This is a genomic window from Arthrobacter sp. ISL-95 (genome assembly GCF_018613695.1).
In the GTDB taxonomy this organism is placed as follows: Bacteria; Actinomycetota; Actinomycetes; order Actinomycetales; family Micrococcaceae; genus Arthrobacter.
Genome location: NZ_JAGGPR010000005.1, coordinates 832,758 through 850,808, shown reverse-complemented (window position 1 = coordinate 850,808; position 18,051 = coordinate 832,758). Strand labels below are relative to the sequence as shown.

Annotated in this window: 18 protein-coding genes; 4 read left to right on the top strand and 14 right to left on the bottom strand. The window is 62.3% G+C overall.

The genetic code is table 11. The features are described from left to right. Window positions 1-62 precede the first annotated feature (62 nt). The 4 genes from J7I86_RS10135 to clpS form a co-directional block, all read right to left on the bottom strand. Window positions 63-860, bottom strand: coding sequence for an MBL fold metallo-hydrolase (locus J7I86_RS10135; RefSeq protein WP_214819357.1), 798 nt, complete (start codon window positions 858-860; stop codon window positions 63-65). Beyond that, entirely contained in the window at window positions 857-1,882 is a 1,026-nt protein-coding gene (murI, locus tag J7I86_RS10130; protein ID WP_396019861.1) for a glutamate racemase, read from the bottom strand. The genes J7I86_RS10135 and murI overlap by 4 nt, the downstream gene beginning before the upstream one ends. Before the next feature lie 123 nt (window positions 1,883-2,005). Beyond that, a complete protein-coding gene (locus J7I86_RS10125) occupies window positions 2,006-2,572 on the bottom strand; it encodes a DUF2017 domain-containing protein (RefSeq protein WP_214819353.1) in 567 nt (188 codons plus the stop codon). Next, complete coding sequence (gene clpS, locus J7I86_RS10120) at window positions 2,565-2,927, bottom strand: ATP-dependent Clp protease adapter ClpS (protein ID WP_214819351.1); 363 nt, start codon at window positions 2,925-2,927, stop codon at window positions 2,565-2,567. The genes J7I86_RS10125 and clpS overlap by 8 nt, the downstream gene beginning before the upstream one ends. Window positions 2,928-2,964: 37 nt before the next feature. Between clpS and J7I86_RS10115 the strand changes: the two genes are divergently transcribed. Together J7I86_RS10115 and J7I86_RS10110 are read left to right on the top strand one after the other, a co-directional pair. Further along, entirely contained in the window at window positions 2,965-4,293 is a 1,329-nt protein-coding gene (locus J7I86_RS10115) for a nicotinate phosphoribosyltransferase (RefSeq protein WP_214819348.1), read from the top strand. Beyond that, window positions 4,293-4,919: an isochorismatase family protein gene (locus J7I86_RS10110; RefSeq protein ID WP_214819345.1), complete on the top strand. Its 627-nt coding sequence runs from the start codon at window positions 4,293-4,295 to the stop codon at window positions 4,917-4,919. Before J7I86_RS10115 ends, J7I86_RS10110 begins: the two co-directional genes overlap by 1 nt. A gap of 82 nt (window positions 4,920-5,001) precedes the next feature. On the opposite strand, the gene J7I86_RS10105 is transcribed toward J7I86_RS10110, so the two are convergent. The 8 genes from J7I86_RS10105 to J7I86_RS10070 form a co-directional block, all read right to left on the bottom strand. Next, complete coding sequence (locus J7I86_RS10105; protein WP_214819343.1) at window positions 5,002-6,777, bottom strand: DEAD/DEAH box helicase; 1,776 nt, start codon at window positions 6,775-6,777, stop codon at window positions 5,002-5,004. 112 nt (window positions 6,778-6,889) lie between these two features. Beyond that, window positions 6,890-7,228, bottom strand: coding sequence for a DUF3039 domain-containing protein (locus J7I86_RS10100; protein WP_214819657.1), 339 nt, complete (start codon window positions 7,226-7,228; stop codon window positions 6,890-6,892). Between the two features lie 8 nt (window positions 7,229-7,236). After that, window positions 7,237-8,019, bottom strand: coding sequence for a glucosamine-6-phosphate deaminase (gene nagB, locus J7I86_RS10095; protein ID WP_214819655.1), 783 nt, complete (start codon window positions 8,017-8,019; stop codon window positions 7,237-7,239). Window positions 8,020-8,104: 85 nt separating this feature from the next. After that, window positions 8,105-9,676, bottom strand: a complete 1,572-nt coding sequence (locus J7I86_RS10090) for a transporter (RefSeq protein ID WP_214819341.1) — start codon at window positions 9,674-9,676, stop codon at window positions 8,105-8,107. Further along, the gene (locus tag J7I86_RS10085) at window positions 9,658-10,524 is read right to left on the bottom strand and encodes an ABC transporter ATP-binding protein (protein WP_214819339.1); all 867 of its coding nucleotides are present in this window, start codon (window positions 10,522-10,524) and stop codon (window positions 9,658-9,660) included. The genes J7I86_RS10090 and J7I86_RS10085 overlap by 19 nt, the downstream gene beginning before the upstream one ends. Before the next feature lie 40 nt (window positions 10,525-10,564). Beyond that, entirely contained in the window at window positions 10,565-11,665 is a 1,101-nt protein-coding gene (locus J7I86_RS10080) for an NADH:flavin oxidoreductase/NADH oxidase (RefSeq protein ID WP_214819337.1), read from the bottom strand. Then, window positions 11,665-12,666, bottom strand: a complete 1,002-nt coding sequence (locus J7I86_RS10075; protein ID WP_214819335.1) for a tetratricopeptide repeat protein — start codon at window positions 12,664-12,666, stop codon at window positions 11,665-11,667. The genes J7I86_RS10080 and J7I86_RS10075 overlap by 1 nt, the downstream gene beginning before the upstream one ends. A 38-nt stretch (window positions 12,667-12,704) precedes the next feature. Beyond that, on the bottom strand, window positions 12,705-14,501 hold the full coding sequence (locus J7I86_RS10070) for a hypothetical protein (RefSeq protein WP_214819334.1): 1,797 nt from the start codon (window positions 14,499-14,501) through the stop codon (window positions 12,705-12,707). 201 nt (window positions 14,502-14,702) lie between these two features. Between J7I86_RS10070 and J7I86_RS10065 the strand changes: the two genes are divergently transcribed. Beyond that, a complete protein-coding gene (locus tag J7I86_RS10065) occupies window positions 14,703-16,013 on the top strand; it encodes an AI-2E family transporter (RefSeq protein ID WP_214819332.1) in 1,311 nt (436 codons plus the stop codon). 100 nt (window positions 16,014-16,113) lie between these two features. Here J7I86_RS10065 and J7I86_RS10060 read toward each other — a convergent pair whose 3' ends face one another. Beyond that, the gene (locus J7I86_RS10060) at window positions 16,114-16,908 is read right to left on the bottom strand and encodes an alpha/beta hydrolase (protein ID WP_214819330.1); all 795 of its coding nucleotides are present in this window, start codon (window positions 16,906-16,908) and stop codon (window positions 16,114-16,116) included. Window positions 16,909-16,927: 19 nt separating this feature from the next. Further along, entirely contained in the window at window positions 16,928-17,272 is a 345-nt protein-coding gene (locus J7I86_RS10055) for an ATP/GTP-binding protein (protein WP_214819328.1), read from the bottom strand. Between the two features lie 49 nt (window positions 17,273-17,321). Between J7I86_RS10055 and nucS the strand changes: the two genes are divergently transcribed. Further along, complete coding sequence (gene nucS / locus J7I86_RS10050) at window positions 17,322-18,017, top strand: endonuclease NucS (protein WP_017199739.1); 696 nt, start codon at window positions 17,322-17,324, stop codon at window positions 18,015-18,017. Window positions 18,018-18,051 lie beyond the last annotated feature (34 nt).

Here is an 18,051-nt window from a genome sequence, read left to right as displayed (position 1 = left end):
GTTCCAGCTTAGCCAAGCTGACGGCACCACTCCGACGTCGGGAGCCTAAGACACCCGGGAAACTAGATCGTGTAGTGAACCCCGGCAACGGCAACAGCGACGTCGCCGGTGAAGACCGGCTTGGCCTCGGACAACACTTTGGTCTGCGAAGTCCATACAGGGATGTGAGTCAGGAGAAGTCTCTTGGCACCGGCATTCATGGCAGCTTCACCTGCGCGCTTGCCGGTGAGGTGGACGTCCTTGATGCCGTCGTCCCTGCCTTCCTCAAACGCCGCCTCGCACAAGAACAAGTCCGAGCCCCTCGCGGCGTCTTCGAGTCCCTGGCAGGAATCGGTATCCCCCGAATAGGTCAGGATCTTGGTGACGGGAACGCCGTCCTTGCCCGGCTCCGTAGCCGTGACGCGCAAGGCATAGGCCTCTTCAACGGGGTGGTTGACGGCGAAGGGGGTCACCGTGAAGGGACCCACCGAAACCGGCTTGAGTTCGGTCCAGTTGGTGAAGTCGAATTCCTCATGCATTCCGGGATCGAGGTCCAGCCCATATGCCGTGGCCATTCTGTCCGCGGTAGCTGCGGGACCCCAAACCGGCAGGCGATCCCGGCCCCATCCCCCGGGCTTCCAGCGGACCGCGACGTGCAGGCCGCAAAGGTCCATGCAGTGATCGGGGTGAAGGTGGGTGAGGAAGATCGCATCGATGTCTTCCAGATCCGTATAACGCTGGATGGCGCCCAAGGCTCCGCTGCCCAGGTCCATCACGATTTTCCACTCGCGTTCACCGTCGTGCGCTGTCACCAAGTAGCACGAAGCCGGCGACCCGGGACCGGGGAAGGAGCCTGTGCAGCCCACGATGGTCAGCTTCACAGGTCACGTCCCATGGTTGTGCCGCGGCTGAGGGTGTTTTCCGGCTGGACGAAGTACGAGCGGCGGGACAGCCCTGCTCCCGACCGTGCCGCTTCCAGCATCTCGGGCGTAATGCGAGCCAGGCTGCCTGTTGGGTACTGGGCCGCGACGTGGTCCACATGCTTCACGGAGAGGACCTCGGGCCCCAGGAAGCGACGGGCCAAGGTCTCAAACTGCGTGGCATCACCGGTAGCAATGAATTCGTGGCTGGGTGCCCGTGTCTCTGTCCGCTGGATGCCGTGGTTGGCCAAGGCGCGGTAAACATCTTTCGCCGTCTCTTCAGCACTGGAAACCAGCGTGACGTCCTCGCCCATGACAAATGAAATGACACCGGTCAGCAGCGGGTAGTGGGTACAGCCCAGGACAACGGTATCCACTCCGGCCACCCTGAGGGGCTCGAGGTATTCATTGGCAGCAGCCAAGAGGTCCGGACCTGTGGTGATTCCGGCTTCCACAAATTCCACGAATGCCGGGCAGGCCACGGACGTTATGGTGAGGTCCGGGGCGGCAGCAAAAGTGTCCTCATAGGCTCTCGACCCCACCGTAGCGGAAGTTCCGATGACGCCGATCCTGCCGGAACGGGTAGCCGAGACTGCCCGCCGGACTGCTGGCTGGATGACTTCGATGACCGGGATGCCGTAACGGGCGGTGTAGCGTTCCCTGGCATCGCGGAGCACAGCAGCGGAGGCTGAGTTGCACGCAATGGTCAACAACTTCACGCCGGAATCCACCAGTTCATCCATGACGCCAAGCGCGTTGGCGCGGACCTCGGCAATGGGCAACGGACCATAAGGGCCGTTTGCGGTATCGCCGACGTACAGGATTGATTCGTTCGGGAGCTGGTCGATGATGGATCGCGCCACCGTCAGCCCACCCACGCCTGAATCAAAAATACCGATTGGACGCGCCCCCGTGAGTTCCCCGTTGCCGATGGAGGCGTCACTACCCAACACGCCGCTTGGTGAACCCGAATCTGAAGTCATAATTATTCGAGAATAAGGCTTCCCGTGGTGTGCGGCCATTACCTGTGCTCTCCGCCTCGTGTCTGATGTGTCACAAGGCAGCCGGATCTGTTTCGGGGCAGCAGCGGCAACCCGCCGTCAGGATCAGGATTTCGCCTGCCTTGCGGCCATCATCGCCTGCACCAATGACTCTTGGAGCCACGTGGTGAAGTTGTAGACGAGGGCCAGGTAGCTCTCCACGTCTTCGGCCTGGCTCCAGTCCTGCATGCTGTGGATGTGCTCGGCATCGGCTTCATCGCGAATATCCAAACGTTCGGCCAGCACGAGCCGGACATCGTTCAGAGCCATCGACCACCGGGTGGCATCATCGGGCGTCAGAACAAGCTCGTTCTTGTCCAAGCCCAAAGCAGCCGCCCTCAAGGCGCCGATTTTGCTTTCCCGGACAGAGCGTTCGGTGAGCTGGCGGAACTCCAGCGAGCCGCCGTCGTCGTCCTTCATGACGTTCGGCAACAGCCGCAGCAGGGCGCGGTCGCCGGGCTGTTTGACGTCCATATCCAGGCCGATCAGCGCAGCCAACGGGTCCTCGTTCTCCCGGACGTCTGACTCCAGCATGGAAATGACGTCGTCCAGCAACCCCCGCAGGAGGTCGCGCTCGGCGGGCTCCAGGTATCCGCTGATGCCCTTGAGGCCGTACTTGAATGCCTTAGCCACGCTGGCGGCCGCCCTTTCCGGGTGTTTCGTTGCCGCTTGCGGCCTTTTCAACCGTGGCCCACAGACCATAGCCGTGCATGGCTACGGCATGCTGCTCCACTTGTTCCTTGCTTCCGTGCGCAACAATGGACCGGCCCTTCTTATGGACCTCCATCATGAGCTTGTGGGCTTTGGACTCGGAGTAGCCAAAGTAACTCTGGAACACAAAGCTCACGTAGCTCATCAGATTCACGGGATCATTCCAGATCACAAGGTTCCACGGGATATCAGGGGCTGTCAGGACATCGGTGGCGGACTGCTCTGCAGCTTTTGTCCGTTCATCGATGTCCGTGCCATACGCAACGCTAGGGCTCATCTGTCCATTCTATGGCGGCTCGCACTAGAGTGAATTCGTGAGTAGAGCCACGTCGTGGGACCACCCCGCAACTTCCTTGTACACAGACCATTACGAACTGACCATGCTTCAGGCAGCCTTGCACTCGGGCGCCGCGCACCGCCGCTCGGTGTTCGAAGCATTCGCCCGGCGGCTGCCGGACGGCCGCCGCTATGGCGTGGTGGGCGGCACGGGACGCCTGTTGGAAGGCATAGCGGACTTCCGCTTCGGCGACGCTGAGCTCGCGTTCCTGGAGCAGAACAAGGTGGTCAACCAGGAAACCCTGGACTTCCTTGCCGACTACAAATTCAGCGGCGACATCTGGGGATACGCTGAAGGCGACGCCTACTTCCCCAACTCACCCATCCTCATTGTCGAATCCACATTCGCCGAGGCATGCATTCTGGAAACCTTCATCCTCTCGGTCCTCAATCACGACAGCGCCATTGCTTCCGCGGCTTCAAGGATGACCTCTGCGGCCGGCACACGCCCCTGCATCGAGATGGGCTCCCGCCGCACCCAGGAGGAGTCAGCGACGGCGGCAGCCCGCGCCGCCGTGATTGCCGGCTTCGCAAGCACGTCCAACCTCGAAGCAGGCCGGCGCTACGGCATAAAAACGGTGGGCACAGCCGCGCACTCCTTCACGCTCCTTCACGACACCGAGCGCGAAGCCTTCGAGGCACAGATCGCAACGTTCGGCCCCGGCACATCGCTGTTGGTGGATACCTACGATGTGGAGACGGCGGTGCGCACCGCCGTCGAGTTGGCCGGCGACAAACTCGGCGCTGTCCGGCTGGATTCCGGCGACCTCATTGCGCAAGCTCAGTGGGTCCGGCAATTGCTTGATGAACTCGGCAACGTCAACACCCGCATTGTGGTCACGTCCGACCTCGACGAATTCGCCATCGCAGCCCTACAGTCCGCCCCGGTGGATTCTTACGGTGTTGGTACCTCGCTGGTGACCGGATCCGGCGCTCCGACGGCCAGCATGGTTTACAAGCTGGTTAGCCGCACCAACGACGCCGGCGAGTTCATTTCGGTGGCCAAAGCCGCCAAGAACAAGGCAAGCGTCGGTGGACGCAAATACGCCCTTCGGAAACTCAACGAACGTGGCCGGGCCACCCAGGAAGTCGTTGGCATCGGCCACCGCCCCGAAGACGACGGCAACGACCGCGAGCTGCTTCATCAGTTCGTCAAGAACGGCGAGGTGCTGCCAGGGTGGACCGGACCGGAGGGTGTCATCCGCGCCCGGGAACGGCACGCGGCCACCATGGCCGAGCTGCCCGCCGTCGTCAACCGCCTCCAGCGAGGCGAGGCTGCCATCCCCACCATCTACGAGGAGAACTGATGTCCAGGGCCCTGATCATCGTCGATGTTCAAAATGACTTCTGCGAGGGCGGAACGCTCGCTGTTGAGGGTGGCGCCGCCGTAGCAAGTGCCATCACTGAGTATGTGGATGCCAACCAGCAACACTTCGATCACATCGTGGCCACCCAGGATTGGCACATCGAACCCGGCGACCACTTCTCAGAGGACCCGGACATGGTGGATTCCTGGCCTCCGCACTGCAGGGCAAGGAGCAAGGGTGCCGAACTCCACGAGGACCTGGATCCCGAGTACATCCATGCTTACTTCCGTAAAGGGCAGTACACCGCGGCCTACTCCGGCTTTGAGGGTGTCTTGGCTCCTGAAGACGACGTCCCCACCGGCGACCTCAAAGCCGGCACGGCAACTGTCGAGGTCCTCGACGAAGACGCGATCGGACTCGACGACTGGCTGCAAAGCCACGATGTCGAGGAAGTGGTGGTGGTGGGACTGGCAACGGACTACTGTGTGAAGGCTACAGCGCTGGATGCGGTCCAGGCCGGATACAGCACCACGGTAATCGCTGAACTCACAGCCGGAATCGCCGAAGACCTCACTGGCGCCTACGACGAAATGGAAGCCGCCGGCGTCGAAGTCGAACGCGACTGACTCCCCGGACACCGAACTGGCTGGAAACGCGCAAGGGCGCCGCAACCGCGGCGCCCTTGCGCGTTCTTGAAGCAGGATCCAGCTACTTCCTGCCGATGAACCAGTCCTGAAGCTTGCGCAGGCGGGCCTGCAACTGCTCCTCGTTGGCCTGTGCCACCGCCGGACCGCCACACACTTCACGAAGCTTTGTATGAACCACCCCGTGAGGTGTTCCGGTGCGGGCTGACCAAGCGGCCACGTTCTTGGCCAGCTCATTGCGCAGGTCCATCAGCATGCGGTGGTCAGGAACCGCAGGGGAAGCCGCAGCTGCCAAAGGCGACTGACGCTTCTTTCGCGATTGCTGTTCGTGCTGGCGCTGACGCAATAGCGTGCCAACTTGTTCGGCGTCGAGAAGCCCAGGAATACCCAGGAAGTCCAGTTCTTCATCGGAACCGATGTCTGCCCCGGTGCCGAACTCGCCGCCGTCGAAAAGCACACGGTCAAAAGAGGCCTGGGAATCCAAGGCTTCAAACTTGCCCTTGGTGAGCTCGTCCGAGGCCTTGTCCTCGCGGTTGGCCTCTGCCATGAGGTTCTCTTCCGGAGTGAAGAGACCGTCTTCGTCCTTCTCCGGGCGGTCCAGGGCGTGATCGCGCTCTGCCTCCATGGTGTTGGCGAGAATCATCAGCGGGGGTACCGAAGGCAGGAATACCGACGCCGTCTCGCCCCTCTTGCGGGCACGCACGAAGCGGCCAACAGCTTGGGCGAAGAACAGTGGCGTTGACGTTGAGGTTGCATAGACGCCCACAGACAGTCGTGGGACGTCCACACCTTCGGACACCATGCGCACAGCCACCATCCAGCGCTGGTCCCCTGCGGAGAACTCCTCGATCTTGCTCGAAGCCTTGGAGTCATCGGAGAGGATCACCGTGGGCGACTGGCCCGTAATTTTCTTAAGCTGACCGGCATACGCACGTGCGTCATCATGATCAGTGGCAATCACCAGTCCGCCTGCGTCCGGCACGGTCCGCCTGACCTCGCCGAGACGTTTGTCCGCCGCGGCAAGGACGGCCGGGATCCACTCACCGGTAGGGTTCAAGGCCGTCCGCCATGCCTGGGAGGTGATGTCCTTGGTTACAGCGGCCTCCCCCAGAGACGCAGCCATCTCGTCGCCGGCGCTGGTCCGCCACCGCATCTGGCCCGAATAGGCCATGAATAGAACAGGGCGCACCACGTGGTCCCGCAGCGCGTTGCCGTAACCGTAGGTGTAGTCAGCCTTGGAACGGCGAATGCCATCGCGGTCCTCGGCGTACTCAACAAAGGGAATCGGCGACGTATCTGATCGGAACGGGGTACCCGTCAAGGACAGGCGCCGCGCGGCAGGATCGAAGGCCTCGCGCAGGCCATCTCCCCAGGACAAAGCCTCGCCGCCGTGGTGGATTTCGTCCAGGATGACCAAGGTGCGCGCTGCTTCGGTCTTCGCCCGATGCAGCATCGGCTTGCTGGCTACCTGCGCGTACGTGACCGCAACGCCCACGAAACCACGGCCGTGTTGGCCATCGGAATTCTTAAAGTTGGGATCAATAGCGATCCCAACCTTCGCTGCGGCGTCCGCCCACTGCCGCTTCAAGTGGTCGGTGGGGGCAACGATGGTGATCCTGTTGACCACTCCGCTGTCCAACAAGGTGGTGGCAATGCGCAGCGCAAACGTGGTCTTACCAGCGCCGGGGGTTGCCACAGCAAGGAAGTCCTTGGGATGACGGGTCATATAGAGGTCAAGCGCCTCCTGCTGCCATGCACGGAGCTTTTGCGCCGTACCCCACGCGGCACGTTCCGGATATGCCGGAGGCAGGGACGGACCACCAAAAAGTGTTTCTGTCATGCTGACTCCCCCGGCCTGATGGCAGCGACGATCATCTGTGGACTTCCAGGCACGCCAAAGCGGACCGTAGGCCGGTGATGATCAGATAGGGCCGGTGTTCTCTTCCCACCCACTACTTGGAATTGCCCGGGCCGCCGTTGTTTCCACCGTCATTGCCGGGGCGGAGGCCTTCGTAAATGTCCTTGCACTCCGGGCAGACCGGGAACTTCTTGGGATCGCGCCCCGGCGTCCAGACTTTGCCACACAGGGCAATGACGGGCTCGCCGGTCAGGGCCGACTCCATGATCTTTTCCTTGCGGACGTAGTGCGAAAACCGCTCGCGGTCACCGGGTTCCACTTCCTGGCGCGTTTCCTCGCGCTCAATGGTGGCAGTGGACGTTCCGGCTCCGGAAAGCTCTCGCATGGGGTCGTTTTCGAATGGATCCGGAGGAAGCGTAGTCATGCCAAACATCTTACCGTCTACAGTCCCTGCCACTCCGGCTTGTTGTCATAGGTGTGCCGATAATAATCGGCCAGTTTTAGCGAAGACGCGGCCGCCTCATCCACCAAAATTGTGGCGTGCGGGTGCATCTGAAGGATGGATGCGGCGCAAATGGCAGCTACCGGTCCCTCCACGAAATCCCGAACAGCCTGGGCTTTCTGGGCGCCTGTTGCGACCAACACCACATGGCGGGCGTCCATGATGGTTCCCAGTCCTTGGGTGACCACGTGGTGGGGAACGTCATCGATACTGTCGAAGAAGCGGGCGTTGTCCTTCCGGGTCTGCTCGATCAGCGTCTTGATGCGCGTACGGGAGGCCAGGGAGGACCCAGGCTCATTGAAACCAATATGCCCGTCTGTCCCCACACCCAGGATCTGGAGATCCACACCGCCCACAGCCTTGATGGCGTCCTCATAGCCCTGGCATGCGGCCTCCAGGTCTTCGGCCGCGCCGTCGGGTCCGTGGACGTTCTCCGGCTTGATATTCACCCGGTTAGTGAATTCACGCCGGATTACCTCACGGTAGGACTCAGGATGTCCTGCCTCAAGCCCCACATATTCGTCCAACGCGAAACCATGCGCCTGACTGAAGTCCAATCCCCCGGCCTCGTAGCGGCTGGCCAATTCGTTGTAAATGGGCAAAGGGGACGAGCCCGTAGCCAAGCCCAGCACCGCATTGGGCTTACGGCGGACCAGCGATTCGATGGCATCGGCTGCAAGGGCACCGATCTGCTTGGTGCCAGGGAGAATGACAACTTCCATCGTCACGGCCTTTCCATTAGTGGTCGTCGAGCTATCTGACAAGAGGTTATCCCATGTCCCACCTACGGACACGGTTGTTACGCATCTATCGGTTTACGCTGAGCTCGGCGAACATCTCCGGGCCCCGGGCGTCCAACCATTTTCCGCCGAGACGGACGCCCACCACGAACAGGATGACGCCAAGCAAAGGACCTACCGCCAGGTTGATCCATCCGGCTTCCTGACCTCCGCTGAACGCCTGGACGGCCACCAAGGCAAGCTCCGGAACGAGCAACAGAGCCAGGACGCCCATGCCAATAGCTTGGACTGCCAGCGTCTGGGCGACATTTCCCGGCGGCTTCTTGAACGGGCTGTCGCCCGGCAACGGCACGGCAATGTTATACCGGGCAGAAATCACCGAGGAAAGCCCCAGGCCTGTAAAGAGAGTACCCAGTGACAAGCCCAGTAGGTTGGGCAGCCACTGCCAGTCCCCGGTCACAAAAAGCGGCCCTACGGTGAACACCAGCACCACCGGAAGTGAAATTGCCAAGCAAGCCAACGCCCGGCCAAGGCGGTCATCGATGCCCCGGACCCCTGCCGCGAGGTGCAGCGCAAAGGCCGTGTTGTCATACGAGACGTCTGCACAGATGGACCAAGCCATGACAAATGCGGTCAACGGCCCAAGAATCATCAGGAGGCCATAGCTGCCGCTCTGTGAACCACTGAAGAAAAAGAGGACAGGGAACAGGGGAACGATAACCAGGGACGCCGCATACCGCGGATCCTTCATCCAATAAATCAAAGCCCGGGAAGCAACTGCGCCAGCCGGCGTTCCGGGGAGAAGGCCGAACAGCCCAAGCTTTCCGCCCTTCTTTGCCGACCCTCCGGAATACGGGGGCGTCACCAGCGCCCGCTGCAGCAGAACATGCCAGCACAGGAGGAGACCGGCAATGGTTGCCGCGGATATCAGGAACTTGATCCCTGCGGCGGCCACGTTGCCGGATTCAAGATCCCCGCCCAGAGACCATGCTGCACCCAGCGGCGTCCAGGAAACGGCCCGGGCCAACACGGGCAGGTAGTCAGCACTTCCGCGAACGCCGTCAATAATTCCCATCATGATGGGACCAAGCAGCACCAGCGGAATGAACACGATAATGCTGCTGACATCTTTGAAGCGCCGCGACGACGCAAGGCCGGCCGTCGCCGTCGTGACCACCTTGGACAGGACGATGCACGTAACGGCACCCAGAACCGCACCCAACAAAGCGCCTGCCACTGCCGGAAAACTACGCCACCAGGTCCCCACCGTTCCGAGCGCAGCAAGCAAAGTGGCCAGACCAGGAACGCCGATAAAGCCTGCGAGGGCAAGTCCGGTCAGGAGTTGTCTGGGCAGTATGGCAAAAGTGGTGAACCGGGCGGGATCCAAGGTCATGTCCGCCGCCGAAGCAACGAGCGGAATGATGGCCCATCCCAGGACAGCGGCCGCTCCACCCAATACCACTACAGTGTGGGCGATCTCCGGATCAGCCCACCGCAGTGCTATGAGGCCTCCAACAAGGAGGACCAGCAATCCCAACGCATAAAGGAGCCCCAGGGCCATGCCCACCAGCTGCCACGGGCTGCGCTTGAACCCGTTGAGGAGCAGGCGCCACTTGAGGTTTAGAAGGTGCGCAACCATTCCAGGCCCTCCGTCCGGTGTCCGCCGCCCACCAACTGGACGAAGCGTTCCTCCAACGTGGAGCCATCGCGGACCTCGTCCACGGAACCCGCCGCCAAAACACGTCCACCAGCCACCACTGCTACGTGGCTGCACATGCGCTGTACAAGATCCATGACGTGGCTCGAAACGATGACCGTACCGCCGGAGGCCACATATCCCTCGAGGATGCCTCTGATATTAGCGGCCGACACAGGATCCACCGATTCAAAGGGCTCGTCAAGGACAAGCAGCCGCGGTGCATGAATCAGAGCAGAGGCCAAGGCAATTTTCTTGGTCATACCTGCCGAGTAGTCCACAACCAACGTGCCGGCGTCCGCTTGGAGGTCCAGGGCAGCCAGCAATTCGGGCACACGGGAGCCCACCACTTCACGGTCCATGCCGCGGAGCAGTCCGGAGTAAGTGACCAACTGTTCGCCCGTCAACCGATCAAACAAGCGCACGCCATCGGGCAGGACACCCATGAGCCTCTTGGCCTCCAGCGGCCGCGCCCAAACATCTACCCCATGGATCAAGGCGGTGCCGAAGTCCGGCCGAAGCAGCCCGGTGGCCATGGATAGCGTTGTGGTCTTGCCTGCTCCGTTGGGACCGACCATCCCGTAGAAGGATCCGGCAGGTACTTCCAGGCTTACGCCGTCGACGGCAATTTTCTCGCCGAATCGTTTGGCCAGTCCACGGATGGACAGAGCAGCCAACGGCGCTCCCCCAGGCGAAGCTTCCGAGGGGGATTGCGGAGCGGAATCTTGTGGTGGAGCGGAATCTTGTGGTGGCTCGGACGTGGGCGTGGGTTCATGGCGTGGTTCCGTCATGAACCCAGCCTAACCTTGCCAACAGAAACCTGCGGAGGTCCTAGAAGCCGTGGCGGGGAACGGCCCGCTGGTACTGCGGAACCCACGAAATATCATGGCCTAATTCGTAAGCTGCCCTGAGCCACCAGTGCGGGTCACGCAAGGCGGCACGGGCCATGAAAACGGCATCGGCCCTACCGTTGGCCACAATGTCCTCCGCCTGCGTGGCGCTCGTCAGCAAACCCACCGCCCCCGTGAGGACACCGGCGTCGTTCTTTACCTGCTGGGCGAACCCGGCCTGATAGCCGGGCACAGCCCTGATCTCTTGATGGGCAACTGCGCCGCCACTGGAGACGTCCACCAAGTCAACGCCACGTTCGGCAGCGGCACGGGCCAGGCGCACAGAAGCATCCACGTCAACCCCGCCCTCGGTCCAGTCCGACGCCGAGATACGAAGCAGCAATGGCATGGCGTCTGGAATGACTTCCCGGACAGCATCCACCACCGCGAGCATCAGCCGGTTGCGGCCTTCCTCGCTACCACCCCACCGGTCCGTCCGCGTGTTGATGAGAGGGCTTTGGAACTGGTGCAGGAGATACCCGTGTGCTCCGTGGATCTCCACGGTGTCGAAACCTGCCGCCACCGCCCGGTTGGCCGCGGCGGCAAAGTCGGCCACCACTCCCTGGATATCCTCTTCGGTCATTACTTCCGGCGAGGCATAGCCGTCAAAAGGATCACTGCTTGGCCCCACGGTGACCCAACCGCCGTCGCTTTCCGGAACAGAGCCGGAACGATCGGAAAACGGCCAATATGTGGATGCCTTGCGCCCCGCGTGGGCGAGTTGGACACCAATCTTGGCGTCCACGGCGCCATGCCGGTGGACAAATGCCACTATTCGTTCCCATCCGGCAGCCTGCTCATCGGAGTACAAGCCCGCATCCAGCGGGCTGATTCTGCCCGCCGCGTTCACCGCAGCTGCCTCAGTAAGGATCAACGCGGCACCACCGGCTGCAAAAGAGCCCAAGTGCATCAAGTGCCAGTCGTGAGGGACGCCTTCCCCGGTCTCCGGCTGGCAGCTGTACTGGCACATGGGCGATACCCAGCCACGGTGTGCAACGGTCAGGGAACGCAGCTGGAGCGGAGTGAACAGTGCGGACGGCACTAGAAGAGGACCCTCGCGAGCCCCTGGCGGGCCTTTGCCACACGATCGTCCTGCGTACCGACCACCTCAAAAAGCTCAAGGAGGCGGACCCGGGCCGTCTCACGCTCGGGACCGAAATTCCGGCCGATGAAGGTGATGATGCGCTTGAAGGCGTCGTCTATGTGGCCGCCGGAGATGTCGAGGTCAGCAACAGTCAGCTGTGCTTGGACGTTGTCGGGTTCCGTTGCGGCGAGGTGGCGGAGGCTCTCAGCCTCGGGCGCGGAGAGCTTTTCCAACCTTGCCATCAGCTCCACCTGCGCCAAACCGGCTTTGGCGTCGGCGTCTGCAGGTTGTTCAAGAAGAGCCTGCTTGTAGGCCGCTACTGCCCCGGCATAGTCGCCGGCCTCTATGGCATCAATGGCTGCCTGGTGAAGCGGCGGAAGTGGCGCGGGTTCCGCGTCCTCACCTGGCGCCGCAACGTCACCTATGCTGCCGGTGACCCCGTTGGCCGCAGCGACCTTGAGAAGTTCTTCCACCAGGTTCCGGATCTGTTCATCATCTGCAGGTCCCTGAAAAAGCGGGACGGGCTGCCCCTTGACCACAGCAACTGCCGTGGGAACGGCCTGAACCTGGAAGGCCTGCGCCAGCTGCGGGAAAGTATCAACATCGGCGGCTGCAAGTACCAGGCGGCCACCGTAGCTTTCAACAACGCGTTCGGCTGCTTCGAGAACGGCTGGTGATTCCGGTGCGTAGCGTGACCAAAGAAGGAAGAGCACGGGGATCTGCGCAGACAATTGCACCAGATCCTGGAAATTTGATTCGGTGGCATCAACTCGGAGTGGTGCTGCGCCGGTCTCTCCCCCTTGGGAGGTGCCATCCGAAGGTGCCGCGCCGTCCGCCGAAGCAGAGGGGGCGGGCGCCGGCGGGACGGCCGGGCGGCGCAGCGACGACAGGTCAACGGCACCGCGAAGATTGAGCTGGCTGGCAGCGGCTGGAGTGGGTCGGTATCCGGGCGAACTCATACCGTCCACTCTAGCCGCTGCCCTGCCATGGGTATGTCCTACTTGAAGCTGGCTCCGACAAGCCCCCGGGTGGCTGCCACGAGCTTCATCGGGTCTGCAGAACCGGCCGGGGGGATGTACACGGCCACGGATTCGGCGAAGTTCAGAACCATCCCCGTGGTGGTTTCCTTTCCACCGGCGAAGACTGCTGAATCGTCCTCAAGGAGAAGCTTGTCGCCCGCAGCCTTGGGCGTACCCTCGAAAGCGAAGTCCAAGCGCCCCACAACCACGGCACCGCCGTCGGCAGTACGCAACACTACGGTCTGGTTGGTGACCGGGGTGTGGGTGAACTTGAAGTTGGCGCTGGTGCCGTTCTTCACGGTGTCCGCCTGGTAAGCCAGTGCCCCTGCGATGTAAGGGGAAGCCTGCCCATCGGCCAGTTTGCTGCGGTTCGGCGACTCCGGGTTGGTGAGCATTTCACTCAGAATTTCCAAAGCCTCGTTGCCGCTGTAGGCCAGTCCTGTGCTGTCACTGGCCGGCGCAGCTTCGGTACCCTTGCGGGGAACCGGGAAGGAAGGGAAGTTGGTGCCGGGCTGAAGCGGCGCACTGCCCCACAGCTTGTAGTTTTCGCGGGGCGAAAGCTGCACAAGGGTCAGAACCTGCGGCACAACGTTCCCTTCGCCCTGGGTAAGGGCGAAGACCGTACGGGGCCAGTCGCGTTTGGTGCTGATAACGCTGCTCTGAAGCTTGGTAGCCCGGACCGGCATACGCGGCTCGTACGCGGAGACTGTAGACCGGATTTTGTAATTCTGAGTCCGGATTTGAAGTTCCATCTTGTCTACGCGCGGAGCCAGCTTTGCCGCGTCCTTGGCGGCATCCGCGGCATCCACAGTGCTCGCTACCTGCTCCAGGATCCTCTGCAGCTGGGATTCCAGCATGACCGGCGTTCCGCCGTCGGCAGTAGCTGCGGCCGAGGAAGCCGGTGTGGCCTCAGGCGTTGTAGTGGCCTGGGCAGCGATCGCTGTCCCTCCCACCATGACGGCTGCCAGCGTGGCAGCAAGGGCAGTGATCCGGAGGGCAGGGCCTTCGGTACCGGCACCACGACGGCGGTTCTCGTCACCTGCGGGCGACTGGACCTCAGGGGACTTAACGTCCGACGACTGGGTTGTTGCGGACTGGACCGGCAGCGTGGTGGTTGTTCCACCATCGCTCGGCTGATCGTCGTCGTCGCCCTTGTGTCGGTTACCCAAAGCCTTGGCAATGAACGGCAATGCCGCTCCCACCAGAATGATGATGATGCCCAGAACAATCAGCGGCACCGCCCAGGGGGTGGTGGCGTTGTTCGGGAACGTCATGGAAATCGACGACGGCGCGGGCTTGGTTCCGTCGCCGGCCACCAGCAGGGACCACTCGCCGTCAGCGGGAGGGTTCCAGGTGTAGTCCAGATCTCCGCTGGCGTCCTCGGTGCTGACCCACAAATCGGATCCAGCCGGGGAAGGCGCCGTGGCCTCGCCGTCTGCGGAGGAAACTTCCAGCGACTTCTGGTCAGCGGAGACGCCGGTGAGCGTAGTGTGGGCCGTCTTGCCTACCCACGCGTCGACATCGTCCGGGCGTCCGGTGGCGACGATGAAGTTACCTTCACCTTGGATCTTGATCTTCACCGGCCCGTCATGGAGGGCGATCAACTTTTGGTCGATCACGGTCAGCGGGGCAGCTTTGGTATCGCTCGGAACCGAAGCCGTCACGGTCTCAGCGGGGGCCCAAAAAGTCAGCTGGCCAATACCGGCCAGCATCGTCAGCAGGCCCAGCAGCACCAGCAAGGCTGCAGTCTTCAAACGCACAGGATCACCTATCATCAGCGGTCGTTGAACTTCAAGGGTAACCGTTTTGTTATCAGAGAGTCAGATCGAGGTGATCTCCCCAACATCCCAAAAGCCCGCCATCGCGCCGCTCCGGCGCCATTCGGCGCTCCTGATAGTGTGGCGATGATCATGATAAACGGGCCTTCCAACGCCTAAGTCCACCCTGTACCACCACTGAAAAGGCAGCTAAACCGCGTGAAAGACCACATGGAGCCCCGTCCCGTCGATGAGCCCGGGTCAAGTGCGGTGGATTCCCCCTCAGCGGGCACTGCTGCTTCCGAGGGCACTGCATCCACGGTTCCAGTCCGCACCGGACGCCTGGCTGCCATCGGCCGCAGGCTGCGGCAGCCCATCCCCGGAGCCCGGACCCGGGTGCGTTTTGAGATGCCCCCGGAAACTGAATCCGACCAGGACAGCGAAGGTTATGGGCCCGAGGACGACCACGGCTTCGGTGCCCCCGGCCCCCGGATATCGTCCCAGCATCCTGTATATGTGGGATTCATGGGTGCCGCCGGCGTCGGTATTGCCTTGGCTGTGTTCTACATTGCCAGCAACACCACCCAACTCATTTTGTGGATCGTGGCCGCACTGTTCATCGCGCTGGGACTTGATCCAGTGGTCCGCTGGCTTGAGGGCCGCAAAGTCCCCCGGCCCGCCGGCATCCTCATCTCTGTCTCAGCGCTTGTGCTCGCGGTGGCCGGGTTCTTCGCCACGCTGATTCCCACCATCGTGGAACAGGTATCGGAGATCGTCCGCCAAGCGCCCGACTGGATTCGGAACTTCCTCGACTCGGACTTCTTCCGCAACGCTGATAGCCAATTTGGTGTACGCGACCGCATCACCACTGAGCTGGATAAATTCGTTAAGGACCCTGAGGCGATGGGCGGTATCTTCGGCGGCGTGGTCGGCTTCGGTTCCACGGTGGCCAATGGCCTGTTCGGTTCACTGATCGTCCTGGTCCTGAGCCTCTACTTCCTGGCCGCTCTGCCGTCCATGAAGAAGTGGGCCTACCGTCTGGCCCCCCGGTCCCGCCGTCCACGTGTTGAGGCCCTCTCCGAAGCCATCACGGACTCCGTGGGCAACTACGTCATTGGCCAGGTTTGCGTCGCGCTCCTGAACGCGATCTTTGCCTTCATCCTGATGACCATCCTGGGCATCCCCTTCAGCGTCCTGCTGGCCTTCGTCGTTGCCCTGCTGGCGTTCATTCCGTTGGTAGGCGGCATGATCGCCGCTGTAGTGGTCATCCTGGTAGCACTCACCGCAGGCTGGCAGACGGCCGTGATCTACGCGGTCGCCTACTTCGCCTACCTCCAGTTCGAGGCATATTTCATCTCGCCGCGCATCATGCAGCGGGCAGTGGCGGTGCCGGGCGCAGTAGCCGTGATCTCGGTCATTGCCGGTGGCAGCCTGCTCGGGGTGCTTGGCGCGCTGATCGCCATTCCCACCGCAGCAGCGATCATGCTGCTGATCAAAGAAGTCTTCATCGTCCGCCAGGACCGGCACTAGCGACCCATCCTTCCGGAACAGGCCTTTTATACAGGTGATGCCCCTAAACACAATGTTTAGGGGCATCACCTTTACAAACAGTTAGGCACTCGCCACCGGGCTAGGCACTCGCCACCGACCCCGCCCACTCACGAGGCAGTCCGTCCGCTCCGGCACCTGCCGGAGTGACGTCGTCGACGATTTCATCCAGAACGCGCGCAGCGTACTTCTCGCCCACCCAGAGGTGCTTGGCGCCGTCGACGCCGATCACCCGGGCCTGCGGAACCAGGCTGAACCGCTGGGCTGCTTTGGCAGGCTGAAGGTAGTCATCATGCTCGGGCACAAGAACCGTCAGCGGCATCCCGGACGCCGCCCATTCCTTGAGGTGCACGTCCGTGGCCCGATGCAATGGCGGGGAGAGCAGTACAGCACCTTCAATCTGCGCCGCCACGGGCTCCACCGCCCCATACATGAGCGCGAGCTCGGTGCCGAAAGACCAGCCCACGAGCCAGCGGTTGGGAAGCCCGCGTTCCACGGCGAAACGGACTGCTGCCTCAACGTCGTAGCGCTCACCAATTCCTTCCTCGAACTGGCCCTCACTGGTGCCCCGCGGCGATGCCGTACCGCGCGTGTTGAAGCGCAGGACCGCAACGCCCGCCAGGGCCGGCAGCCTGTAGGAAGCCTTGCGGTACACGTGCGAATCCATGAATCCACCGTGCGTGGGCAAGGGGTGGAGGGTGATCAGCGTGGCAGTGATCTCCCCCGACGCCGGGAGCGCGAGCTCCCCCAACAACACCTTGCCGTCCTCTGTGGTGAACTCCACATTCTCGCGCACGGCGGGCAGGACCGTTGAAGCGCGGATTTCCGAGGGTGTGTCCTGCGGGGCGAAAACGAACGAGGCGGGGTCGAAAGTCATGCACTCAAGCCTAAGGGAATCAGCGGTAGCGGTACGTCCGGGATGCCCAGCAGTTGGTATGCCAGTGCCGGCGCTCCGCCAGGCCCGCAGCTTGTCCGAACAGGTGGTTGTCCGACCACACCACCAAATGGGCTATGCCGGGCAGGATCGCGGTGGAACAACCAGGGCAGATGTACTGCTTTTCCGCCTTCTTGGCCGTCATGGTACGTACTATCCAGTCACCATCCGGGGCGCTTTCCCGTCTGGCGATTCCGCCGCGGGCCCGTTCAAGGTCCAGCTCCGGTGTCGGTACCGTCCACTTGCCGCCGGTGTTGCCGGAGCGTGCGCTGGACGCGTTGCGACGAGGACGGTTGGAGCGGGGCATGCCTCCATTCTGCCCCAGCCATCCGGTCGCAGGCGGTAATGTGGGGCGGGTGCGACTCGTCATAGCCCGTTGTTCTGTTGATTACGTTGGCCGCCTCAAGGCCCATCTACCCCTCGCTACCCGGCTTTTGCTGGTCAAGGCGGATGGTTCGGTGCTGGTGCACTCCGACGGCGGCTCCTACAAGCCGCTGAACTGGATGAGCCCCCCTGCCACCCTTCGGGTGACCTCGCCTGAGGAGACCGAAGTGGAGGAAGGCGTGGTGGAACAGTGGACCGTTCAGTCCGCCAAAACGGATGATCGCCTCATCATCAACATCTACGAGCAACTACATGACACCTCACATGAGCTCGGCACCGACCCCGGTCTGATCAAGGACGGCGTCGAAGCAGATCTCCAGAGGCTGCTGGCCGAGCAAATCGAGCTGCTGGGGTCCGGCTACTCCCTTATAAGACGCGAGTACTTCACCGCTATCGGCCCCGTGGACATCCTGGCCAGGGACGCTGACGGTGCCACCGTTGCCATCGAGCTGAAACGCCGTGGGGACATCGACGGCGTCGAACAGCTCACGCGCTACCTCGAACTCCTCAACCGCGACCCCCTGCTCGCACCGGTGCGGGGGATCTTCGCAGCGCAACAGATCAAACCCCAAGCAAAGGTACTTGCCAACGACCGCGGCATCGATTGCGTCACGCTGGATTATGACGCCATGCGCGGCGTGGATGACAGCGAGTCACGGCTCTTCTAAGTTCCCACCTTCGAGCGAGTGTGCCGCAGGCCAC

Bases quoted from the DNA above. Each gene is read 5' to 3' on its own strand.
- J7I86_RS10085 (WP_214819339.1), bottom strand. From the start codon at position 10,524: ATGACGGAACCACGCCATGAACCCACGCCCACGTCCGAGCCACCACAA.
- J7I86_RS10090 (WP_214819341.1), bottom strand. From the start codon at position 9,676: ATGGTTGCGCACCTTCTAAACCTCAAGTGGCGCCTGCTCCTCAACGGG.
- nagB (WP_214819655.1), bottom strand. From the start codon at position 8,019: ATGGAAGTTGTCATTCTCCCTGGCACCAAGCAGATCGGTGCCCTTGCA.
- J7I86_RS10100 (WP_214819657.1), bottom strand. From the start codon at position 7,228: ATGTTTGGCATGACTACGCTTCCTCCGGATCCATTCGAAAACGACCCC.
- J7I86_RS10055 (WP_214819328.1), bottom strand. From the start codon at position 17,272: ATGCCCCGCTCCAACCGTCCTCGTCGCAACGCGTCCAGCGCACGCTCC.
- J7I86_RS10070 (WP_214819334.1), bottom strand. From the start codon at position 14,501: ATGATAGGTGATCCTGTGCGTTTGAAGACTGCAGCCTTGCTGGTGCTG.
- J7I86_RS10110 (WP_214819345.1), top strand. From the start codon at position 4,293: ATGTCCAGGGCCCTGATCATCGTCGATGTTCAAAATGACTTCTGCGAG.
- murI (WP_396019861.1), bottom strand. From the start codon at position 1,882: ATGACTTCAGATTCGGGTTCACCAAGCGGCGTGTTGGGTAGTGACGCC.
- J7I86_RS10075 (WP_214819335.1), bottom strand. From the start codon at position 12,666: ATGAGTTCGCCCGGATACCGACCCACTCCAGCCGCTGCCAGCCAGCTC.
- J7I86_RS10105 (WP_214819343.1), bottom strand. From the start codon at position 6,777: ATGACAGAAACACTTTTTGGTGGTCCGTCCCTGCCTCCGGCATATCCG.
- J7I86_RS10060 (WP_214819330.1), bottom strand. From the start codon at position 16,908: ATGACTTTCGACCCCGCCTCGTTCGTTTTCGCCCCGCAGGACACACCC.
- clpS (WP_214819351.1), bottom strand. From the start codon at position 2,927: ATGAGCCCTAGCGTTGCGTATGGCACGGACATCGATGAACGGACAAAA.